This window comes from Streptomyces sp. A1136 (assembly GCF_004795055.1).
Taxonomy (GTDB): domain Bacteria; phylum Actinomycetota; class Actinomycetes; order Streptomycetales; family Streptomycetaceae; genus Streptomyces.
Genome location: NZ_SSBJ01000005.1, coordinates 185,974 through 205,727, shown reverse-complemented (window position 1 = coordinate 205,727; position 19,754 = coordinate 185,974). Strand labels below are relative to the sequence as shown.

The following is a 19,754-nucleotide window of genomic DNA, read 5'->3' as shown; positions in this document are numbered from 1 at the left end:
GGCCCCGGTGAGGCGTATGGCATGCGATCAAGGCGGCGGGACGTGAGCATGGAGGCAGAGCGGGGCGCGGCGCAGGCAGGAGGCGGCAGGGCCATGGCCATGTCCGAAGCAGCCGAGGGCGGCGCGCTCACGCCGGCCGAGCGCGCCCAGCGCGGCAAGGCGGCGCGCGCGAACGTACCGCGCTCCCAGCACGCCCGGTTCGAACCGGCCACGGAGCGACCCGACCCCGTCGACATCCTCCGGGGCCAGGCCGCGACGCGCGTTCCGGAGCTGGTCCCCGTCCGGTACGGCCGCATGCTCCAGTCACCCTTCCGTTTCTACCGAGGGGCCGCCGCCGTCATGGCCGCCGACCTCGGAGCGGCACCCCACACCGGCCTGACCGTGCAACTGTGCGGCGACGCCCACGTGCTGAACTTCGGTCTCTTCGCCTCGCCCGAGCGTTCCCTGGTATTCGACGTGAACGACTTCGACGAGACCCACCCCGGCCCCTTCGAATGGGACGTCAAACGTCTCGCGGCGAGCCTCGCCGTCGCCGGCCGTGAGAACGGCTTCACGGTGGAGGAGCGGGCCGCGGTCGTACGCGAGGCCGCCGCCGCGTACCGACGGCGGATGCAACGTCTCGCCGGCATGCGCGTCCTGGACGTCTGGTACGCCCAGGACGACTCCGACGCCCTGCGCCTGATCGCCGCGCAGGGCGGCGAGCGCGCGCTGCGCCGGACCGACCGGGTCTTCGCCAAGGCCAAGGCCAGGGACCACCTCCAGGCGTTCGCCAAGCTCACCCATCGGGCCGACGGGAAGCTGCGCATCGTGCCCGATCCGCCGCTGATCGTCCCCCTGTCCGACCTGCTGGAGGAGTCCGCCGGGCCGGACGCGGACACCGCCGTGCGCGGGATCATGGACGCCTACGGGCAGAGCCTCCCGCCCGAGCGCCGGGAGCTGCTCGGGCGCTTCCACGTCGTCGACGCGGCCCGCAAAGTGGTGGGCGTCGGCAGCGTCGGCACCCGCTGCTGGATCGTCGTGCTGACCGGCCGGGACGAGGACGACCCCCTGCTGCTCCAGGCGAAGGAGGCCGGGGAGTCCGTAGTGGCCCCCTACGTCACCCCGGTCGCGTACGAGAGCCAGGGCAGGCGCGTCGTGACCGGGCAGCGGTTGATGCAGGCCACCAGCGACATCTTCCTCGGCTGGGCGCAGGTCACGGGCATCGACGGCCGGCGTCGGGACTTCTACGTCAGGCAACTGCTCGACTGGAAGGGCGCCCTGCCCGCGGAGACCATGCGGCCGGAGGGCCTGGGTCTCCTGGCCCGTACCTGCGGTCTCTCGCTCGCCCGGGGCCATGCGCGCTCCGGCGATCCCGTCGCCATCGCCGCCTACCTCGGTACGGGGGACGCCTTCGACCGCGCGCTGGTCGGATTCGCCGAAGCGTACGCCGACCAGAACCAACGCGACTACGACCTGCTCGTAGAGGCCGCGCGCACCGGCCGGATAGCGACGGCCCAGGGCTGACCACCCGTCGCCTCCCGCTCAGGACCCGCCACCTCCCGCCGGCGGACCGAACCGGCGGACCGAACCGGCGGACCGAACCGGCGGACCGAACCGGCGGACCGAACCGGCGTCGCCGCCCGGACGCGACACCCCACCCCACCCCGAGCCCGCCCCGCGCCGCGCGTGCCGGGGCGGGCTCGGTGACGCGCTGCCCCGGCCCTTCGGGCCCCGCGCCTCCCCACCCCGGTGTCCGCCGGCGTACGCGACGCCTCACCCGGTTGGGTCGCCCTGCTCGCCGGGCGGGGCGGGTCGCGGTTGTCTGGGACACGACCTGCAGGAGGGCTGCCATGGCGGACGAAGGAAACCAGAGCGAGATCGCGGCTCTCCGGGCGCGGATCGCCACGCTGGAGGCGCAGGCCGCGAAGCGGCCGGGACACCGGCCACCCCGACTGCGTTCGTTCCTGTCCGCGCTGCTGATCGTCATCGGCTGTGTCCTGGCCCCGTTGGGCATCGTCGCCGCCTGGACGGCGGACATCGTGGGCGACACGGACCGCTACGTGTCCACCGTCGCCCCGCTCGCCTCGGACCCCGACGTGCAGGCGGCCGTCGCGAACCGCGTCACGGGCGCCGTCATGGAGCACATCGACCTGCCGTCCCTGTTGGAGGGCGTCGCGCCCGACCAACGGCCTTTGGCGCAGAAGGCGCTGGGCAAGCTGGGCGACGGGCTCGAGGGAGCGGTTCGCAGCTTCGTGCACGACAAGGCGGAGGACGTCGTCTCCTCCCAAGCCTTCGAAACCATCTGGACCGGCGCCAACCGTACGGTCCACACCGCACTCGTCAGCGCCCTCACCGGGAACAAGGAGGGTGCCGTACAGATCAAGAACGACTCGGTCACCCTCGACCTCGCCCCCGTGATCGAACAGGTGAAGACCCGGCTGGTGGACGCCGGGCTCGGCGTGGCCGCCAAGATCCCCCAGATCCACACCGACTTCACCATCCTCCGGTCGGACGACATCGGCCGCGTCAAGACGGGCTTCAGGCTGCTCGAACTCGTCGGGGTGTGGCTGCCCATCCTGGCCGTCGTTCTCGTCGTCGCCGGTGTCCTGCTGGCCGCCCACCGGCGTCGCACACTGATCGCCTCGGCCCTCGGCTTCGCCCTCGCGGCGCTCATCCTGGGCATCGCGCTGACGGTCTTCCGGACGGTCTACCTCAACGCGCTGCCCGACACCGTTTCCCAGCCGGCCGCCGCCTCCGTGTACGACGCGCTGGTCCGGTTCCTGCGCATCACCATCCGCATGGTCGTGGTCCTCGGCGTGGTGCTGGCGCTCGCCGCATGGCTCTCGGGGCCCGGGCGGTACGCCACGGTGGTCCGCCAGGCCTGGCACTCCGGCATCGCCGCCACCCGGGCCTCGGCCGACCGGGCAGGCCTGCGTACGGGCCCGGTCGGCGTCTTCGTGGGACGCCACCGCCGTTGGATCACCTGGATCCTGGTGGCGGCCGCCGTCGTCGCCTTCGTCCTGTGGCCGCACCCGACCGGCTGGGTCGTCGTCGGCCTCGCCCTCGCGCTCCTCTTCGCCTTCGCCGTGACGGACTTCCTCGCCGAGGACGCCCAGGACGCCGAGCACCCGGCGGCCGCCGGGGGAGGCCCACCGGTCGGTCCGCGCTAGGCCGGCGGCTCAGGGGCGCGCCGCCCCGGGCTGGTTCGAGGGAATGCGCTGCGTGAAGAACAGCGCGCTCAGCGCGGCCAGGGCGAGGACGGCGAGTGCGGCCCGCAGTCCGTCGATCCGCGCCTTGGCGTTCGCGTCGAGGGCGGCCTGGGAGACCGCCGGTTGCGTCCCCGCCTCGTCGAGGGCGGCGGTGAGCTGGGCGTCCGACAGGAAGGGCGCGCCTCCCACGAGTCGCGTGTTCGCCTGGTCCTTGACCGAGGCCGGGACGGCCGGGTTGTCCTCGATGGTCGCGAGGAAGGACGCGGTCAGCACGGTGATGAGGATCGACCCCGCGACGGCGGTGCCGATCGAGGCCCCGAGGTTGGTGACGGTGTTCTGGATACCGCCGACCTCGGCACTCTGCTCGTCCGGGACGGCAGACACGGTGACCGCCCCGAGCTGGGAGGCCAGCGCCCCCATGCCCAGTCCGATCAGCAGCAGGGGGACGGTGACGACGGCGGCTCCGGAATCCTCGTCCAGGGCCATCAGCAGGACGACGGCGCCGGCCAGCATCAGCAGGATGCCGAGCTGCACCACGCGCCGCGGTGAGGCGTTCGGACGGAACCGGGGGATTCCGATCGCGGCGGCCAGCAGTGAGACCGACAGCGGCAGGATCAGCACGCCCGTCTTGATGGCGGACAGGCCCAGCGCGACGGACAGGTAGAGCGGGACGACGAAGAACACGCCCATCTGCACGAGGTACTGGAAGAGGAACATCGTGAGACCGCCGGTGAGCTGCCGGTTGCGCAGGAGCTCCGGATCCACGAGCGGTTCCCTACCGCGTGCGACGAGGCGCTCCTCCCAGCGGAAGAAGACCCAGAGGAGCAGGAGGCCGGCCAGGATCAGCCAGACGACGGGGGAGAGGGCGAACCAGGACGGCGCACCGGCCTTGGGTCGGAACCAGCCCCACTCGCTGGTGCGCAGCACGCCGAAGACGAACAACCCGATGCCCAGGGCGGACAGGATCGCGCCCGGGACGTCGATGCGCGGCCGGTGGTCGGGCGGCGCGTCGGCTGCCCGGCGGGCGAGCACGAGGATGGCCAGTACGACCACCACTTCGCCGGCGAACACCCAGCGCCAGGAGAAGTAGGTGGTCGCCACACCGCCGATGAGCGGGCCGACCGCGATCGCCACGGCTCCCGCGGCCGCGACGAGCCCGTAGGCGGCCGGCCGGCGCTCCACCGCGAAGTTCGAGGCGACCAGCGCCACGATGGCCGGCATGATCAGTGCCGCGCCCACCCCCTCCAGGAACGACCAGCCCAGAAGGAGGACCGGAAGGTTCGGGGCGAGGGACGTCGTGAGCGACCCGCATCCGTAGATCACACAGCCGATCATGAAGGCCCGTTTGCGACCGATGAGCGCGCCGACCTTGCCACCGCTGATCATCAGCATCGCCATGACCAGCGTGTAGGCCGTGATCGCGCCTTGGAGGCCGCTCACCGTGGTGCCGACGTCCTGCGCCACCGTGGCGATCGATACGTTCATGACCGAGCTGTCCAGCGCCATCAGGAACTGACCGGCCGCCAGCGTCAGCAGGACGGTCTGCGTGGCTTTCGCCTTCCCGGACGCGGGCGTCGTACGTGCCTTCGCTGCCATGCACGGAGCCTCCCACGGGCCCGGACGGCCGCCTGTCGGCTCGCCGTGGACTCGGCCGACCGGGGCACACCCGTGTGCCGTGCGGCCCTCCGGGCCACGCCCGTGGGCCGGGACACGGGCACTCAGTCCCCCGCAGTCCCCCGCCCTTTCGGCGGTGGACTGCCCAGCCGCCGGGCGAGGAACGGCTCCTGCGCCAGCACGGCGCCCGTGGTGATGCCGATGGCGATGGCCACGCACACCACGATCAGCCAGGACAGCACGACGAAGACGGAGCCCGCCGGGCCGTAACCGCTCAGGGCCCGGTCGAGGGCGCGCGGCATGTAGAACTGCGCGGCGACCCACAGGGCCGTGGCGGACACGGCGGTGAGCACCGCTCCCGGCAGCAGGGGGAGCCAGCCGACCAGACCGCCCAGGAGCAGGTGTTGGGACCACCACCACACCAGGGTCTGGATGAGGATCGTGAGCGGGATGCCCAGCCACAATCCGAGGCCGAACCCGTCCCGCACCGGCCCCTGGAAGACCAGCACGACGATCCAGGCGGCGATCCAGGCCACCCAGCGCCAGACCGCGATCCTGGTCCCCGTGCGCGGGATCTCCCAGGCCCGCTTGCACAGGCGCTGCATGGCACGGCTGACCGCGGTGGCGGACAGCAGCACCATCAGGCCGCCCACCAGTCCCACCGCGTTCTGGAAGTCCCCCTCCGGGCTGTGGAAGACCTGGTCCAGTTGCTTGCTCGCCTGGTCGCTGAGCCCGAACACGGCGCGCAGCGAGTCGGCCAGTTGCTGCTGCATGCCCGACGGGGCGACCGAGGCGACGACGAAGAGCAGCGGCACGGCGGTCAGGAAGCACTGCGCGGCGAGCCGTGTCGCGGAATCGAAGATGTTCACCGCCACCATGCGCTCCGCCACGTGGGTGATCACCGGGAAGCGGGCCTCGGCCTGACGCTGGAGGCGCTGTGCGTCCGCCACCGCCTTGCGCGACCGGGTCCGCCACCACGACGGATGGGGGGCGGTGCGCGGGCGCCGGCGCCCGCGCCTGAGCCTTCCGAGCGGCATCAGCGCACGGGGGAGGAGGCCGGTGGGGAGGGAGGTGGACTGCTCGACGCCCACACCGGCGCCGATGGAGCAGTCGTCGTCATGGGGTGCCTCCTTCGTGTGCGTCCAGGTTGGAGGACGCGACCGGGTACGGCATCTCGGGCCGGGCCCGGGGCGGTGACCGCATGCGGAGCGCGAGCCGTGCTCCTCGACCTCGCGCGCCCGCCGCCGGGCCCGTGGCCGATCGGCGAGGCCAGGACGTGCGCGGGTGCCTGCCCGGTGTTGGAATGAACCTAGGTGACGTTTCGCTCCCGCCTCCGTTGCCCGGGTTCGCGTCGGCGGATCGGTGGCCGGGTCCGATGCCGCCTTCGTTCCTCCCGAACCCCACAGGAGCAGCCATGACCAGCGAGGCCGAGGGACCCCTCGGGGTCGGTGACGTCGGCGACATCGACGACATGGGCCCCATCGACTACGTCGTGATCGAGTTTCCGGGGAACCGGATGACGGGCAAGGGGCTCCCTCTCCTCGTCGACCTCGTCGATCGGGGCATCATCCGGATCTTCGACCTGATGTTCGTCCGCAAGGACCTGGACGGCTCGGTCAAGGCGCTGGAGCTGCGGGACTTCGGCGGTGAGGTCGACCTCACCGTCTTCGAGGGGGCCTCGTCGGGTCTGCTGGACCAGAGCGACATCGACGAAGCCGGCCGCGCGCTGGAACCCGGGAACTCGGCGGGGATCATCGTGTACGAGAACACCTGGGCGGCGCCGTTCGCCCGTGAACTGCGACGCGGAGGCGCCCAGCTCGTGGCGGGCGGTCGGATTCCCGTCCAGGCGCTGCTCGCCTCGCTGGACGCCATGGAGGTCCCGTCGGCCGACGAGTGACCACGGCCGCGGCCCCCGGGTCGCCGCACCCCTGGAGATGAGCACCATGCCCGGACTTCTTCGCGGGATCGCCCGCACCGCCGTCGTCGCCGGCACCGCCACCGCCGTGTCCAACCGGGTGTCCCGGCGGCAGGCGGGCCGGTGGGCCGAGCAGGACACCCAGCAGCAGTACGCCGCGCCCCCGCCGCCCCCGGCCCCGGCAGCGGCCCCCGCCGCCGACGACATGAGCGCCAAGATCGACCAGCTCAAGCAGCTCAGCACCCTCAAGGAACAGGGTGTGCTGACCGAGGAGGAATTCGCCGAGCAAAAGCGCCGCCTCCTCGGCTGACGCTCCGCATCGGCGTGCCGGCGGGCCCGGGTCACCGGGTCCGCCGGCCGTCCGTCGCGAGCAGGGGGTCCGAGGGTGGCCGCCGGCGGGTCTTCTCGTGTCCCGGGAACCAGGGACCGGCGAAACGGGACTTATCGCGGCGGCGGCCCGTCCATACGGTGAAGTGGCAAGCAAGCGGAGTCGGCGCCGCGCGTCCCAGGGGCGTGCGGCCGAGGGAGTTGTCTTGGCCACTCAGGATCCGACCGGTCGGCCCACCGGGCCGTCGGTCAGCGTGTTCCGTGCATCGCGCGCCCAGCAGCGGATGTATTTCCTCCACGAGATGGAGGAGGGCAGGCCGACCTACCACATGCCGGTGTTCTACGCCCTCGACGGCGAGGTGGACACCGAAGTCCTGCGCCGGTGCGCACAGCGGCTGTTGGACCGTCACGAAGCCCTGCGCACCCGCTTCGAGCTCCGCGACGGGCAACTGCTCCAGTGCGTCGACGCCGTCGCGCGGCTGGACTGGTCGACGGCTACGGCCCGCACGCCCGAGGACGTCACGCGCTGGCTCTCCGCCGAGCACCACCGGCCCTTCGACCTGCGTACGGGCCCGCTCTTCAGGGCCGCGGCGCTGCACACCCGGGATGACGCCGGGCGGGACGGCACCGGCGTCGTACTCGCCCTGGGCATGCACCACATCGTCGGCGACGGCTGGTCCTCCGCCATCCTGATCCGGGAACTCCTCACCGACTACGCGGCCCTGACCGCGACCCATGCCGAGACCGCGGACCCGCGGCCGGAGCCCGCCTTCCAGTACGCCGACTTCTCCGAGTGGCAGGAGGAATGGCTGCACTCGGGGGCCGCCCGGCGGCAACTGGACCACTGGGCCCGGCAACTGGACGGCGAACTCACCGTCGCCCCGCTGCCCCGCGACCGGCGGCCCGCCGCCGGCGACGGCCCGGAGCACGGGGCGGGCGCCACGTACGAGTTCGAGGTCCCCGCTGCCGTCGTCGCCCGCATGCAGACGCTCTGCCGCGCGACCGGCAGCACCCCGTACATGGCGATGCTCGCCGCCTTCCAGGTGGTCCTGAGCCGCTACACCGGTACCGAGGACGTTCTCGTCGGCACCCCGGTGGCCAACCGCAACCGCGAGGAGTTCCAGGACACCGTCGGGCTGTTCGTCAACACCCTCGTCCTGCGCGCGGACCTCTCGGACGACCCGGGCTTCCGCGAGCACCTGGAGCGGGTACGGGACACGGTCCTGGACGCGCAGGACCACCAGGACCTCCCCTTCGAGCGGATCGTCGAGCTCCTCGACCCCGTGCGCACCGGGGACGGGCCGCCGCTGTTCGACGTCATGTTCGGCTTCCACGACGAGGCCGGGATGACCGAGGGGCTGCCCGGACCGCGCGCCCGGCTGATCGAGGGGCCCGCCGGTACCGCCAAGTTCGACCTCACCTTCGACGTCGTGCGATCCGGCGGCGCGCTGCGCTGCCGGCTGGAGTACCGCGCCGACCTGTTCGAGGCCGCCACCATCGAGCAGTTCGCCCGGCACTACTCCCGCGTGCTCGACGCGGCCACGGACCGCCCCGGCGAGCGCGTCAGCCGGCTGCCCATGCTGTCCGCCCCGGAACGGGCCGGCCTCACCTCCCCGCAGCCGGCCCCGACCGGTGAGCCCCACCCCGGCTGCGCGCACGAGCGTTTCGCCGAGCACGCCGCCCGTACCCCGGACGCCGTGGCCCTCGTCCACGGCTCCACCCGGCTCACCTACGGCGAACTGGACCGGCGGGCCAACCAGGTCGCGCACCGGCTGATCAGGCAGGGCGTGGGCCCCGACACCCTGGTCGGCCTCTGTGTCCGCCGCTCCGTCGACCTCGTGACCGGCCTCCTCGGAATCCTCAAGGCGGGCGGCGCCTACCTGCCGCTCGACCCCGACAACCCGTCCGAGCGGCTGCGCTACATCATCGGGGACGCCCGGCTCGCGCACGTGGTCGGCGCCGACGACACCCGTCCGCTGTGGGACTCGCCCTCCCTGCACACCGTCGACCTCGTCGCCGACGCCGCCGTACTCGCCGCCGAACCGGAGACCGCCCCCGCCGTCACGGTCTCCCCGGACCAGCTCGCGTACGCCATCTACACCTCGGGCTCGACGGGCCGTCCCAAGGGCACCCTCGTACCCCACCGCAACATCACCCGGCTGTTCTCCGCGACCGACCACTGGTTCGGCTTCGGCCGCGACGACGTCTGGACGCTGTTCCACTCCATCGCCTTCGACTTCTCCGTCTGGGAGCTGTGGGGCGCCCTCCTGCACGGCGGCCGGCTCGTCGTGGTGCCGTACGCCACCAGCCGTTCACCGGAGGAGTTCCACCGGCTGCTGCGCGACGAGCGGGTCACCGTCTTGAACCAGACCCCCTCGGCCTTCTACCAACTGGCCCGCGCCGACGAGGAGTACGAGGAACGACGGACCGCCGACGACCCGGGACTCGCGCTGCGCCACGTGGTGTTCGGCGGCGAGGCGCTGGACGTCAGCGCGCTCGCCGGCTGGTTCCGGCGCCACGGCGACGCCCGCCCCCGCCTGGTCAACATGTACGGCATCACCGAGACGACGGTGCACGTCACCTACCGCCCGCTCACCGCCCGCGACGCGGCAGAGGGCCGGGGCAGCGTCATCGGCGTACCCATCCCCGACCTGCGCCTGCACCTCCTGGACCACCGGGGACGCGCCGTTCCGCGCGGCGCCGTGGGCGAGCTGTACGTCGCGGGCGCGGGTCTGGCCCGTGGCTACCTGCACCGCCCGGCGCTCACCGCCGAGCGCTTCCCGCCCGACGGCACCGCGACCGGCACCGCGACCGGTACGGACGCCGCGCGGGCCGGCGCCGAGGCCCCCGCCGCCGGAGCGGGGGAGCGGCTGTACCGCACCGGCGACCTCGCCAGGGTGCCGGCCGACGGCGACCTCGAATACCTCGGCCGGATGGACGGCCAGGTCAAACTGCGCGGCTTCCGGATCGAACTCGGCGAGGTCGAGGCGGCCCTCACCGCCCACCCCCTCGTCGACGCGGCGGTCGCGCTCGTCACCCGGGACGCCTCCGGCGTCGACACCCTGGTCGGCTACCTCGCCGTACCGGGCGCGGACGGGACGCCCACCGTCGAGGCGCTGCGGGCCCACCTCGCCGAACGCCTGCCCGCGTACATGATTCCCGGCGCCTTCGTGACGCTGCCCGCCTTCCCCCTCACCGCCAACGGGAAGGTGGACCGGCGCGCACTGCCCGCGCCCGGCACCGCGGGCCTGGCACCGGCCCGGTCGTACGAGCCGCCGCGCGGCCCCGTCGAGACGGCGCTCGCCGAGATCATCGGGCAGGTGCTGGGCCACGAGCGGGTCGGCGCCGAGGACAACTACTTCTCGCTCGGCGGGGACTCCATCCGCTCCCTCCAGGTGCTGGCCCTCGCCCGGGAGCGGGGCATGCGTTTCGCGGTGGTCGACCTGATGCGCCACCAGACGGTCCGTGCCCTCGCGCCCACCGTGGTGGTGCGGGACGCGGCCCCGTCCGAGGCGCGGGGGCAGGGCCCGTACGAGCCGTTCTCGCTGCTCGCCGACCGCGACCGGGCGGCGCTCCCGGACGGTCTGGAGGACGCCTACCCCATGACCAGGCTCCAGGCCGGGATGCTGTTCCACAGCGACCTGCCCGCCGCCGGCGGGCGGATGTACCACAACGTCGCGTCCTACCACGTGAAAGCCCCGTACTCGGAGCGTGCCTGGCGGCGCGCGGTGGCGTCGGTCGCCGCCCGCCACGAGATGCTCCGTACGTCCTTCGACCTGAACGGCTTCGGGGAGCCCCTGCAGCTCGTCCACCGCGGGGCCCGGCCCGAGATCACCTTCGAGGACCTCGGCGGCCTCGACCCCCAGGCCCGGGAGACGGCCGTCGCGGCCCGCTACGCGGCGGAACGCGGCCGCCCCTTCGACTGGAACAGCGCCCCGCTGATGCGCCTGCACGTCCAGCGGCGCTCGGACGAGGACTTCCAGCTCTTCATCGCGGAGCACCACGCCGTCATGGACGGCTGGAGCGAGCGGTCGCTGTTCACCGAACTGAGCTCCTGCTACGTGGACTTGTGCTCGGCGGAGCCCACCGACGGGACGGGCGACCCGGACGCGACGGGCGGAGCGGGCGAACCGGGCGGGACCGGCGAACCGGACGGAGCGGGCGACCCGGGCGGCGCCGAGCCCCCGGCGCCGCCGGCCGCCGGCCCCCGGTCGCGCTTCGCCTCGTTCGTCGCGCTGGAGCGTGCGGCCCTCGCCGACCCGGCCCAGCGGGCCTTCTGGACCGAGCGGACGGCCGGCGCCACTGTCGCCCGTCTGCCCCGTCCCGAGGCCCGGGGTGGCCCCGCCCGGATGGACTGGTGCCTGCGGCCGCTGCCGGCCGGGCTCCAGGAGCGACTGGCCACCGTGGCCGCCGGGCTGGGCGTGCCGCTGCGCACCGTCCTGCTCGCCGCCCACGTGCGCGTCATGGCCGTGCTCGGCGGCAGCGACGACGTGACCACCGGAGTCGTGCACAACGGGCGCCCCGAGGAGGTCGACGCGGACAAGGTGATCGGGGTCTTCCTCAACACCCTGCCGCTGCGGGTCGACTTGGACGCCGCCGGCCCGACCTGGCGCGAACTCGTGCGGCACATAGCCGAGTCGGAGGTGGCCGTCCACGAGCACCGCCGGTTCCCGCTCGCCGAGATCCTGCGCACGACCGGCGGCACACCGCTGTTCGAGACCTTCTTCAACTTCACGCACTTCCACATCGAGCGCGACGGGCCCGCCGACGCCGCGTTCGCCGTCCTGGAAGAGACCGGTGAGGCCGGCACGGACTTCGCCTTCGGCGCCGAGTTCTCCCGCACCCCCGACGGCGGACTCCTGGAACTCGGCCTGCGCTTCGACGCGGCGCAGTTCTCCGCCGGCCAGATCGCCGAAGTGCACGGCTACTACACGGCCGCCCTCCAGGACCTGGCGGACGCCCCGGACGGCGACGTCCGCGGCCGCGGGCTGTTGTCCGCGGCCGAACTGGACCGTTACGCGCAGTGGAACGACACCGCCCGCGCCTACGACCGCCCGCACGTCCTGACCCGGCTGATCGAGGCGCAGACCCGCGCGACCCCCGACGCGCCGGCAGTCCGCTTCGAGGGCGCCCAGCTGAGCTACCGGGCCCTGGACGAGGCCGCCGAGCGGCTCGCCGTCCGGCTGCGGGCGGCCGGGGCCGGCCCCGGCTCCTTCGTCGGGCTGCTGCTGGACCGTTCCCTGGAGCTGCCGGTCGCGCTGCTCGCCGTGCTGAAGTCCGGCGCCGCGTACGTACCGCTGGACCCGGAGCACCCCAGGGCCCGGGTGCTGGCGCTGGTCGCCGAGGCGGGGATCGGGGTGGTGGTGGCCGACGAGCGGTGGGAGGAGCCGCTGCGCGCCGCCGGGGCCACCGTCGTCCGCGCGGACGACGGCGACGGCACCGAGGACGCACACCCCACGGGCGGCGCGGACGGCCGGATCGGCGGCGTCGACCGCCTCGCGACCGGGCCCGTACGGCACGCCGCGCCCGAGGACCCGGCGTACATGATCTTCACCTCCGGCTCCACCGGCAAGCCCAAGGGCGTCGTGGTCTCGCACCGGGCGATCGCCAACCGGCTGCTGTGGATGCAGGAGGAGTACGGCCTGCGGCCGGGGGAGCGGGTGGTGCACAAGACCCCGTACACCTTCGACGTCTCGGTGTGGGAGCTGTTCTGGCCGTTGCTGACCGGCGCCACGATCGTCGTCGCCCGTCCCGGCGGCCACCGGGAACCGGTGTACCTGGCCGAGCTCGTCCGCTCCGAGTCCGTGACCACGGCACACTTCGTGCCCTCGATGCTGAGCGTGTTCCTCGACGACCCGCGGGCCGTCGAGGGGGCCGCCGGCCTCACCCGGGTGGTGTGCAGCGGGGAGGCGCTCGCGCCCGAGGTGCGGAACCGGTTCCTGCGACTGCTTCCCGGGGTGGAGCTGCACAACCTGTACGGTCCGACGGAGGCGGCCGTCGACGTCACCTCCTGGCACTGCCGTCCCGACGGCGGCGACACGGTCCCCATCGGCCGGCCCATCGCGAACATGCGAACCCACATCCTGGACTCCCGGCTCGCCGAGGTCCCCCTGGGGGTGACGGGCGAACTGATGCTGGAGGGCGTCGGTCTCGCCGAGGGCTACCACGGCCGCCCCGATCTCACCGCGGAACGCTTCATACGGCGCACCGCCCCCGACGGGACGGTCCGCCGCCTCTACCGCACCGGCGACCTGGCCCGGTACCGGGCGGACGGCGCCATCGAGTACGCGGGCCGCACCGACCACCAGGTGAAGATCCGCGGACTGAGGGTGGAACCGGGCGAGATCGAAGCCGCCCTGGCCGAACACCCGGAGGTGCACGCCTGCGCCGTCCTGGCGCGCGGCGAGCGGCTCGTGGCCTACGTCGTCTCGCCCGACGGCGCCGCGGACCCGGCGGAACTGGCCCGCCACACCGCCGACCGACTGCCGCAGTACATGGTCCCGGGTGCCTGGGTCCGGCTCGACGCCCTGCCGCTGACCGCCAACGGCAAGCTCGACCGCGCCGCCCTGCCCGATCCGGACCCCGCGGACGCCCGGGGCGGGAGGCTGCCGGCGCCGCCCCGCGACGAGACCGAGTCGCGCCTGGTCGGTATCTGGGGGCAGCTCCTCGACACCGGCCCGGTCGGTATCCACGACGACTTCTTCGCCGCCGGCGGCCACTCCATCGTCGCCCTGCGGCTGATCGGGCGGATCAACCGGGAGTTCGGCGAACGCCTCGGCGTGCAGGCCGTCATGGAGCACCCCACGGTGGCCCGCCAGGCGGCGCTGCTGCGGGACCGACTCCGGGGCGCCACGACGGACCAGGTGGTGCGCATCGAACCCGACGGAGACCGCGACCCGCTCTTCCTCGTCCACCCGATCGGCGGCCACGTCTTCTGTTACCGCGCGCTCGCCGGCGCCCTGGGTCGGGAACGGCCCGTCTACGGACTCACGGCGCCGGGGCTCGCCCCCACCGCCGGGGAAGCCCCGGACACGACGCGGGACGCCGGGACCGCCTCGGTCGAGGAGCTCGCCGCGGCCCACGTGGCCGTCGTGCGCCGAGTCCGCCCGGCCGGCCCCTACCACCTGGCCGGCTGGTCCTTCGGCGGACTGCTGGCCTACGAGATGGCCGCCCAACTGCGGGCGGCGGGCGAAGAGGTGGCCACCCTCACCCTCCTGGACACCGCCTATCCCGAGCCGGACCGGGTGCCCGAGGACGACACCGTCCTCCTGGAGTGGTTTCACGAGGACCTGGCCCGCTCCGCCGGCGTCGACCCGGGGGAGGAGACGCTGTCGGACCTGCGCACCGCCCTGTCGGCGCGGACGACCGCGGCCGGACGGATCGGGGCGCTCGCCGAGCAGGTCGCGCGGAGCGACATCGCGCCCGGTGTGGACGCGGCCGAACTGGCCCGGTACTACACGGTCTTCCGCACCGGTCTGCTCGCCGCCGCCCGCTACCGCCCCCCGGTGTACGCCGGTCCCGTGCACTTCCACCAGAGCGCCGGCGGCGCCGCCGACCGCGCCGCCGAGCGGTGGGCCACCCGGGTGCCGGACGGCTTCACGTCGTACGAGCTCCCGACGGACCACTACGGGATGATGCGGCTCCCGCACGCCGCCGACATCGCGGCGGCCGTCCGCGCCGCGCTCGACGCCGCCGACGCCCGCTGACCCTCCGCGACCCGCCGGGGCCGCGCGGGGCGCGCGCCCGCCCGGCCCGCATCCCCGCGCCCCGCCCCCTTCCCGACAGCCGCCCGCGGCGCACCCGCGGGCGGCCCTCCCGCCGTGCCATCGCACCGGACCGAACAGAACGGAACCCCACCACGTGACGAGCGAAGCCCCGGGACCCACCGCCGCGCTCAGCGGCCGCATCCGCAGCGGCCCGAGCGAACTGCTGCACGACGAGGTGCTGGCCCCGCAGTTCGAGTTCGAATCCCGCCACCTGTTGCACCACTACGTCGCCATCGAGAAGACCCTCACCGCCGAGTACGCCCGGATGGACCTGGTCACCACCGACGAGGCCCGGGACATCGCCGTCCGCCTGGACGGGGTGGGGGCCGACACCCTGACCGCCGAGCCGGGCGCCAACATGTCGGACATCGCCTTCGCCCTCGAACGCCACGTCGAGGCCGGGCTGTCCCGTCCGGTCGTCAACTGGCACGTGGACCGCAGCCGCAACGACCTTCAGTCCTGCGCCCAGGTGATGTACGGACGCGACCAACTCACCGGATTCGCCGATGCCTTGACGGAACTCTTGGCGGTGACAATGGAGTTGGCCGAGGCCACCTGCGATCTGCCGATGCCCGGCTACACGCACTTCCAGGCCGCGCAGGTCATCACCCCCGGCTTCTACCTGGCCGCGGTCGCCGAGCACCTCCTGCACACCCAGCGCCGGCTGGTGCGGACGTACGACGGCATCGACGCCTGCCCGCTGGGCGCCGGCGCCATGGCCGGACAGGAACTGCCCTGGGACCGCGACCGGATGGCCCGGCTGCTGGGCTTCACCCGACCGCAACCGCACGCCCTGACTGCGGTGGCCTCACGCCGCTGGAGCGCCGAGCTGACCGGGGAACTGAGCCTCCTCGGCACCGCCCTCAGCCGCTTCGCCACCGACCTGCTCACCTGGGGCGGCAGCGAATACGGCTTCATCGAGCTGCCCGACGAGCTGTCCGGCATCTCCTCCGCGATGCCGCAGAAGAAGAACTACCCGGTCCTGGAACGCATCCGGGGGCGCACCGCGCACCTCGCCGCCTTCCACTTCGACGTGCTGCTCGGCCAGCGCAACACCCCCTTCTGCAATCTGGTCGAGGTCTCCAAGGAGGCCGGCACCCACCTGCTGAACGCCTTCGACTCGGCGCACGGCACCGTCCGCCTGCTCACCGAGGTACTGCGCAGGACGGCCTTCCGCCCCGACGCGATGCGCGCCGTGTGCGAGCGCGAGTTCCTCGGCGGCTTCAGCCTGGCCAACGCCCTCACCCTCACGGAACAGGTGCCCTGGCGCACCGCACAGGTGATCGCCGGCAAGTACATCGTCCTCGCCGCGGCGGCCGGCGCCGCCCCCGCACCCGGCGATCCCGACCTGCTCGCCGAGGCCGCGGCCGCGCACGGCGTCGCCCTCACCGCCCCCAAGGCACTGCTCGACGCCGCCTTCGACGTGGACCTCGCGCTGGAGCGCATGGTCTCCGCCGGCTCGGCCCGCCCCGCCTCGGTACGCGAACTGCTCGAAGTCCAGCGGGACGAACTGCGACTGCTGCGCGCCGACTGGGCGCGGCGCGCCCGCGCGGTGCGCGCCGGCGCCGAGGAGAGGGACCGGGCGCTGTACGGAGCGGCCCGGCCGCAGGACCGCGAGATCGCAACGGAGGAGGGCGACGATGCCGTCGGCGACGACGTACAGTCCGGGCACTGAACCGGGCTCGCCCGCACCCGCCGTCGGCCACGCCTTCGGCACGTTCGGGGAACTGCTCCAAGGGGCCCTGCCGGAGCCCGACGGGGACTTCCTGGTCACCTTCCCGCTGGCCCGCTGGGCCACGGCCACCTTCCGCCACCGGCCCGGACAGCGCGGCGTGCGCGTCCACCCCGCCCACAAGGGCAAGTCCCGACGCGTCGCCGAGACGGTCCTCGCCTCGCTCGGGGTCGAGGGCGGCGGGCTGCTGGAGATCGGCGGCGGGCTGCCCGAGGGCAAGGGGTTGGCCAGTTCCTCCGCCGACCTGGTGGCGACCGTGCGGGCCGTCGGGGCCGCCTTCGGCCGCTCCTTCGGCCCGGACCGCACCGAGGCGTTCCTGCGCGGCATCGAACCGGCCGACGGGGTGATGTACGACGAGATCGTCGCCTTCCACCACCGCGAGGTGCGCCTGCGCCGCAGGCTCGGGGTCCTGCCCCCGCTCACCGTCGTCGCACACGACGAGGGCGGGCAGGTCGACACGGTCGCCCACAACCTGCGGGCCCGGGCGATCGGACCGGACGAACGGCGCGAGTACGCGGTGCTGTTGGACCGGCTCGCCGCCGCGATCGCCGGGGCCGACCTGCCCGAGGTGGGCGCGGTCGCCACCCGCAGCGCCGAGATGAACGCCGCGCGGCGGGCCCGTTCCGGCTTCGGTGACCTGCTGACCGTGTGCCGCGAGGTCGACGGCCTCGGGCTGGTGCTCGCCCACAGCGGCACCATGCTCGGCGTCCTCCTGGACGCGGGCGACCCGGAGCTGTCCGCGAAGACCGACCGGATCCGGACCGCCTGCGCCCCCCTCGGCGGTGAGGTGTCCGTGCACCGCTCGCTCGGAGCCGGCGACCGCTGGACCCCGGCCCTCGGGGAACCCGGACCGGCCCTCCCAGCGGTCCCCACCGCCACGGCGCCGTCCGCGGCGCTCCCCCCCGCTCCCCACCGCCTTACCGAGCTGGAGACCTGACCATGCTGTTCGACACCGTCACCGACGCGATAGGCCGGACCCCCCTGGTCCGGCTCCGCCTGGGCGAGGCACGAGGGGTGGAGGTGTACGCGAAGCTGGAACTGCAGAACCTGTTCGCCATGAAGGACCGCGTCGCCCGCAACATCCTCTTCGAGGCCCGCCGGCTCGGCGTCCTCGCACCCGGGGCCCCCGTCATCGAGAGCTCGTCCGGCACCATGGCCCTGGGCGTGGCGCTGGTCGGCCGGGCGCTCGGCCACGAGGTCCACATCGTCACCGACCCCCGCATCGACCCCGTCACCCTCGCCAAGCTGCGCGCCCTGGGCTGCCGGGTGCACATCGTCGAGGCGATGACCAGCCACGGTTGGCAGAGCGCCCGCCTGGAACGGCTCGCCGAGCTGATGCGCGACCTGCCGGGCGCGTTCTGGCCGCAGCAGTACACCAACCCCGACAATCCAGGTGCCTATCGCGGGCTCGCCGCCGAACTGATCGAGGACCTCGGCGACTTCCACGTCCTGGCCGGCGCGGTCGGCAGCGGCGGCTCGCTGTGCGGCACGGCCCGCGCCGTCAAGGAGACGCTGCCGGGGCTGCGGGTCGTCGGCGTCGACTGCGTCGGCAGCGCCCTCTTCGGCCAGCCCGACGTACCCCGGCGCCTGCAGAGCGGACTGGGCAACAGCCTGCTGCCGGCCAACCTCGACCGCCCGCTCGTCGACGAGGTGCACTGGCTCAACGACCACGAGGCGTTCGCGGCGGCCTGGGACCTCGCCCGCGAGCAGCAGATCTTCGGAGGCAACACCTCCGGTTCCGTCTACCGGGTCCTGGGTGACCTCGCGGAGCGCGCCGAACCGGGTACCCGCATCGTCGGCATCCTGCCCGACCGGGGCGACCGCTACGCCGACACCGTGTACGACGAGGCACACTGGACCGCCCACGCCCTCCGGGAGGTGCCGCGCGCGACCCGCCCGGCCACCGTCCCCGCCGACACGATCGCGCACACCTGGTCGCGCCGGGACTACGAGGCGCCCGCCGGAATCCGGCGACACCTGTTGTTCGTGGAGTCCAACACCACCGGCACCGGCATGATGGCCCTGGACCTGGCCCGCGAGACCGGCTGCGTACCCGTCCTGCTGACCGCGGACCCGGACCGCTACCGGGGGCTCGACGCCACCGGCGCCGAGGTGGTGCGCTGCGACACCAACTCGGCGGTCGCCCTGCGCACGGCGGTCCAGGAGCGCTTCCGCCGCGAGGAGATCGCCGGCGTCACCACCACCAGCGACTTCTACGTACCGGCCGTGGCGGCCCTGGCCCGCTGGCTCGGCCTGCCGGGCAACCCGGAGGAGGCCATGGTCGTCTGCCGCGACAAGTCCGCCCTGCGCGCCACGCTGGAGGCCGCCGGCGTGCGCCAGCCGCGGTACGCGATCGTCCGGGACCCGGCGCGGATCGCCGACGCCGTGGCCCGCACCGGACTGCCCTGCGTGGTCAAGCCCGCCGACGACTCAGGTTCCAACGACGTCCTGCTCTGCTCCGACGAAGGCGCCGCCGCCGCCCAGGCCGCCCGCATCCTCGCCGTCACCACCAACGTCCGCGGCATGCCGACCGCGGGCACCGTACTCGTCGAGGAGTACCTCGACGGGCCGGAGTACAGCGTGGAGATGTTCACCTGGGACGGGCGCACCGAGTGCGTGGGCATCACGGCCAAGTCCGTCACCGGAAGCCCGCACTTCGTGGAGCACCGGCACCTGTTCCCCGCGCCGCTCCCGGCCGGGGTGGCGCAGCGGATCACCGAGACGGTGACCGCGGCCCTCGAAGCGGCCGACGTCCGCCTCGGCGCCACCCACACCGAGGTGAAGCTGACGCCCGAGGGGCCCGCCGTCATCGAGATCAACCCCCGGCCGGCCGGCGGCATGATCCCCGAACTGGTCCGGCTGGCCACCGGGGTACGGCTCCTGGAGCAGCAGTTGAGGGTGGCCGTCGGGCTGCCGCCCGAGCTGAAGCCCGCGCACACGGGCCACGCCGGCATCCAGTTCCTGCTCGCCGACGCCGACGGGGTCCTGGAGGACGTCGAAGGCGTCGAGGCGGCGGCCCGGAACGAGGACATCGAGGCCGTCACCGTCACCGCCGCCCCCGGCGCCCGGGTCCGGCGCGCGCGGAACGCCGCCGACCGGCTGGGGCACCTCATCGCCCGGCACCCCGAGGCGCGGGGGGTCACCGAGGCCCTCGACGCCGCCCGCAGCCTGGTGCGCCTGACCGTGGGCCCCGCGCCCCGTCCCTGACGACG

10 protein-coding genes are annotated in these 19,754 nt (G+C 73.7%); 8 read left to right on the top strand and 2 right to left on the bottom strand.

The features are described from left to right. The first annotated feature begins 93 nt into the window (after positions 1-93). Positions 94-1,503: a DUF2252 domain-containing protein gene (locus E6R62_RS06985; RefSeq protein WP_136212495.1), complete on the top strand. Its 1,410-nt coding sequence runs from the start codon at positions 94-96 to the stop codon at positions 1,501-1,503. A 326-nt stretch (positions 1,504-1,829) separates the two neighbouring features. Continuing rightward, the gene (locus E6R62_RS06980) at positions 1,830-3,149 is read left to right on the top strand and encodes a hypothetical protein (RefSeq protein WP_136212412.1); all 1,320 of its coding nucleotides are present in this window, start codon (positions 1,830-1,832) and stop codon (positions 3,147-3,149) included. A 9-nt stretch (positions 3,150-3,158) separates the two neighbouring features. Here the strand turns inward: E6R62_RS06980 and E6R62_RS06975 are convergent, their stop codons facing one another. Both E6R62_RS06975 and E6R62_RS06970 read right to left on the bottom strand, forming a co-directional pair. After that, the gene (locus E6R62_RS06975; RefSeq protein ID WP_136212411.1) at positions 3,159-4,784 is read right to left on the bottom strand and encodes an MFS transporter; all 1,626 of its coding nucleotides are present in this window, start codon (positions 4,782-4,784) and stop codon (positions 3,159-3,161) included. Positions 4,785-4,906: 122 nt separating this feature from the next. Continuing rightward, the gene (locus tag E6R62_RS06970; protein WP_240801519.1) at positions 4,907-5,893 is read right to left on the bottom strand and encodes a YhjD/YihY/BrkB family envelope integrity protein; all 987 of its coding nucleotides are present in this window, start codon (positions 5,891-5,893) and stop codon (positions 4,907-4,909) included. Between the two features lie 323 nt (positions 5,894-6,216). Between E6R62_RS06970 and E6R62_RS06965 the strand changes: the two genes are divergently transcribed. From E6R62_RS06965 to E6R62_RS06940, 6 genes are all read left to right on the top strand, one after another. Continuing rightward, complete coding sequence (locus E6R62_RS06965; protein ID WP_240801518.1) at positions 6,217-6,699, top strand: DUF6325 family protein; 483 nt, start codon at positions 6,217-6,219, stop codon at positions 6,697-6,699. 46 nt (positions 6,700-6,745) lie between these two features. Further along, positions 6,746-7,027 (top strand): SHOCT domain-containing protein, encoded by a 282-nt coding sequence (locus E6R62_RS06960; protein ID WP_136212410.1) that lies wholly within the window; start codon positions 6,746-6,748, stop codon positions 7,025-7,027. A gap of 223 nt (positions 7,028-7,250) precedes the next feature. Beyond that, on the top strand, positions 7,251-14,750 hold the full coding sequence (locus E6R62_RS06955; RefSeq protein WP_136212409.1) for a non-ribosomal peptide synthetase: 7,500 nt from the start codon (positions 7,251-7,253) through the stop codon (positions 14,748-14,750). Between the two features lie 154 nt (positions 14,751-14,904). Further along, positions 14,905-16,485, top strand: a complete 1,581-nt coding sequence (locus E6R62_RS06950) for an argininosuccinate lyase (RefSeq protein WP_136212408.1) — start codon at positions 14,905-14,907, stop codon at positions 16,483-16,485. Beyond that, positions 16,451-17,479, top strand: a complete 1,029-nt coding sequence (locus E6R62_RS06945; protein WP_136212407.1) for a kinase — start codon at positions 16,451-16,453, stop codon at positions 17,477-17,479. Before E6R62_RS06950 ends, E6R62_RS06945 begins: the two co-directional genes overlap by 35 nt. 2 nt (positions 17,480-17,481) lie before the next feature. Next, positions 17,482-19,749: a pyridoxal-phosphate dependent enzyme gene (locus E6R62_RS06940; protein ID WP_136212406.1), complete on the top strand. Its 2,268-nt coding sequence runs from the start codon at positions 17,482-17,484 to the stop codon at positions 19,747-19,749. Positions 19,750-19,754 lie beyond the last annotated feature (5 nt).

Excerpts from the sequence above, each read along its gene's own strand:
- E6R62_RS06940 (WP_136212406.1), top strand. The coding sequence starts at position 17,482 with ATGCTGTTCGACACCGTCACCGACGCGATAGGCCGGACCCCCCTGGTC.
- E6R62_RS06960 (WP_136212410.1), top strand. The coding sequence starts at position 6,746 with ATGCCCGGACTTCTTCGCGGGATCGCCCGCACCGCCGTCGTCGCCGGC.
- E6R62_RS06945 (WP_136212407.1), top strand. The coding sequence starts at position 16,451 with ATGCCGTCGGCGACGACGTACAGTCCGGGCACTGAACCGGGCTCGCCC.
- E6R62_RS06985 (WP_136212495.1), top strand. The coding sequence starts at position 94 with ATGGCCATGTCCGAAGCAGCCGAGGGCGGCGCGCTCACGCCGGCCGAG.
- E6R62_RS06975 (WP_136212411.1), bottom strand. The coding sequence starts at position 4,784 with ATGGCAGCGAAGGCACGTACGACGCCCGCGTCCGGGAAGGCGAAAGCC.
- E6R62_RS06965 (WP_240801518.1), top strand. The coding sequence starts at position 6,217 with ATGACCAGCGAGGCCGAGGGACCCCTCGGGGTCGGTGACGTCGGCGAC.
- E6R62_RS06980 (WP_136212412.1), top strand. The coding sequence starts at position 1,830 with ATGGCGGACGAAGGAAACCAGAGCGAGATCGCGGCTCTCCGGGCGCGG.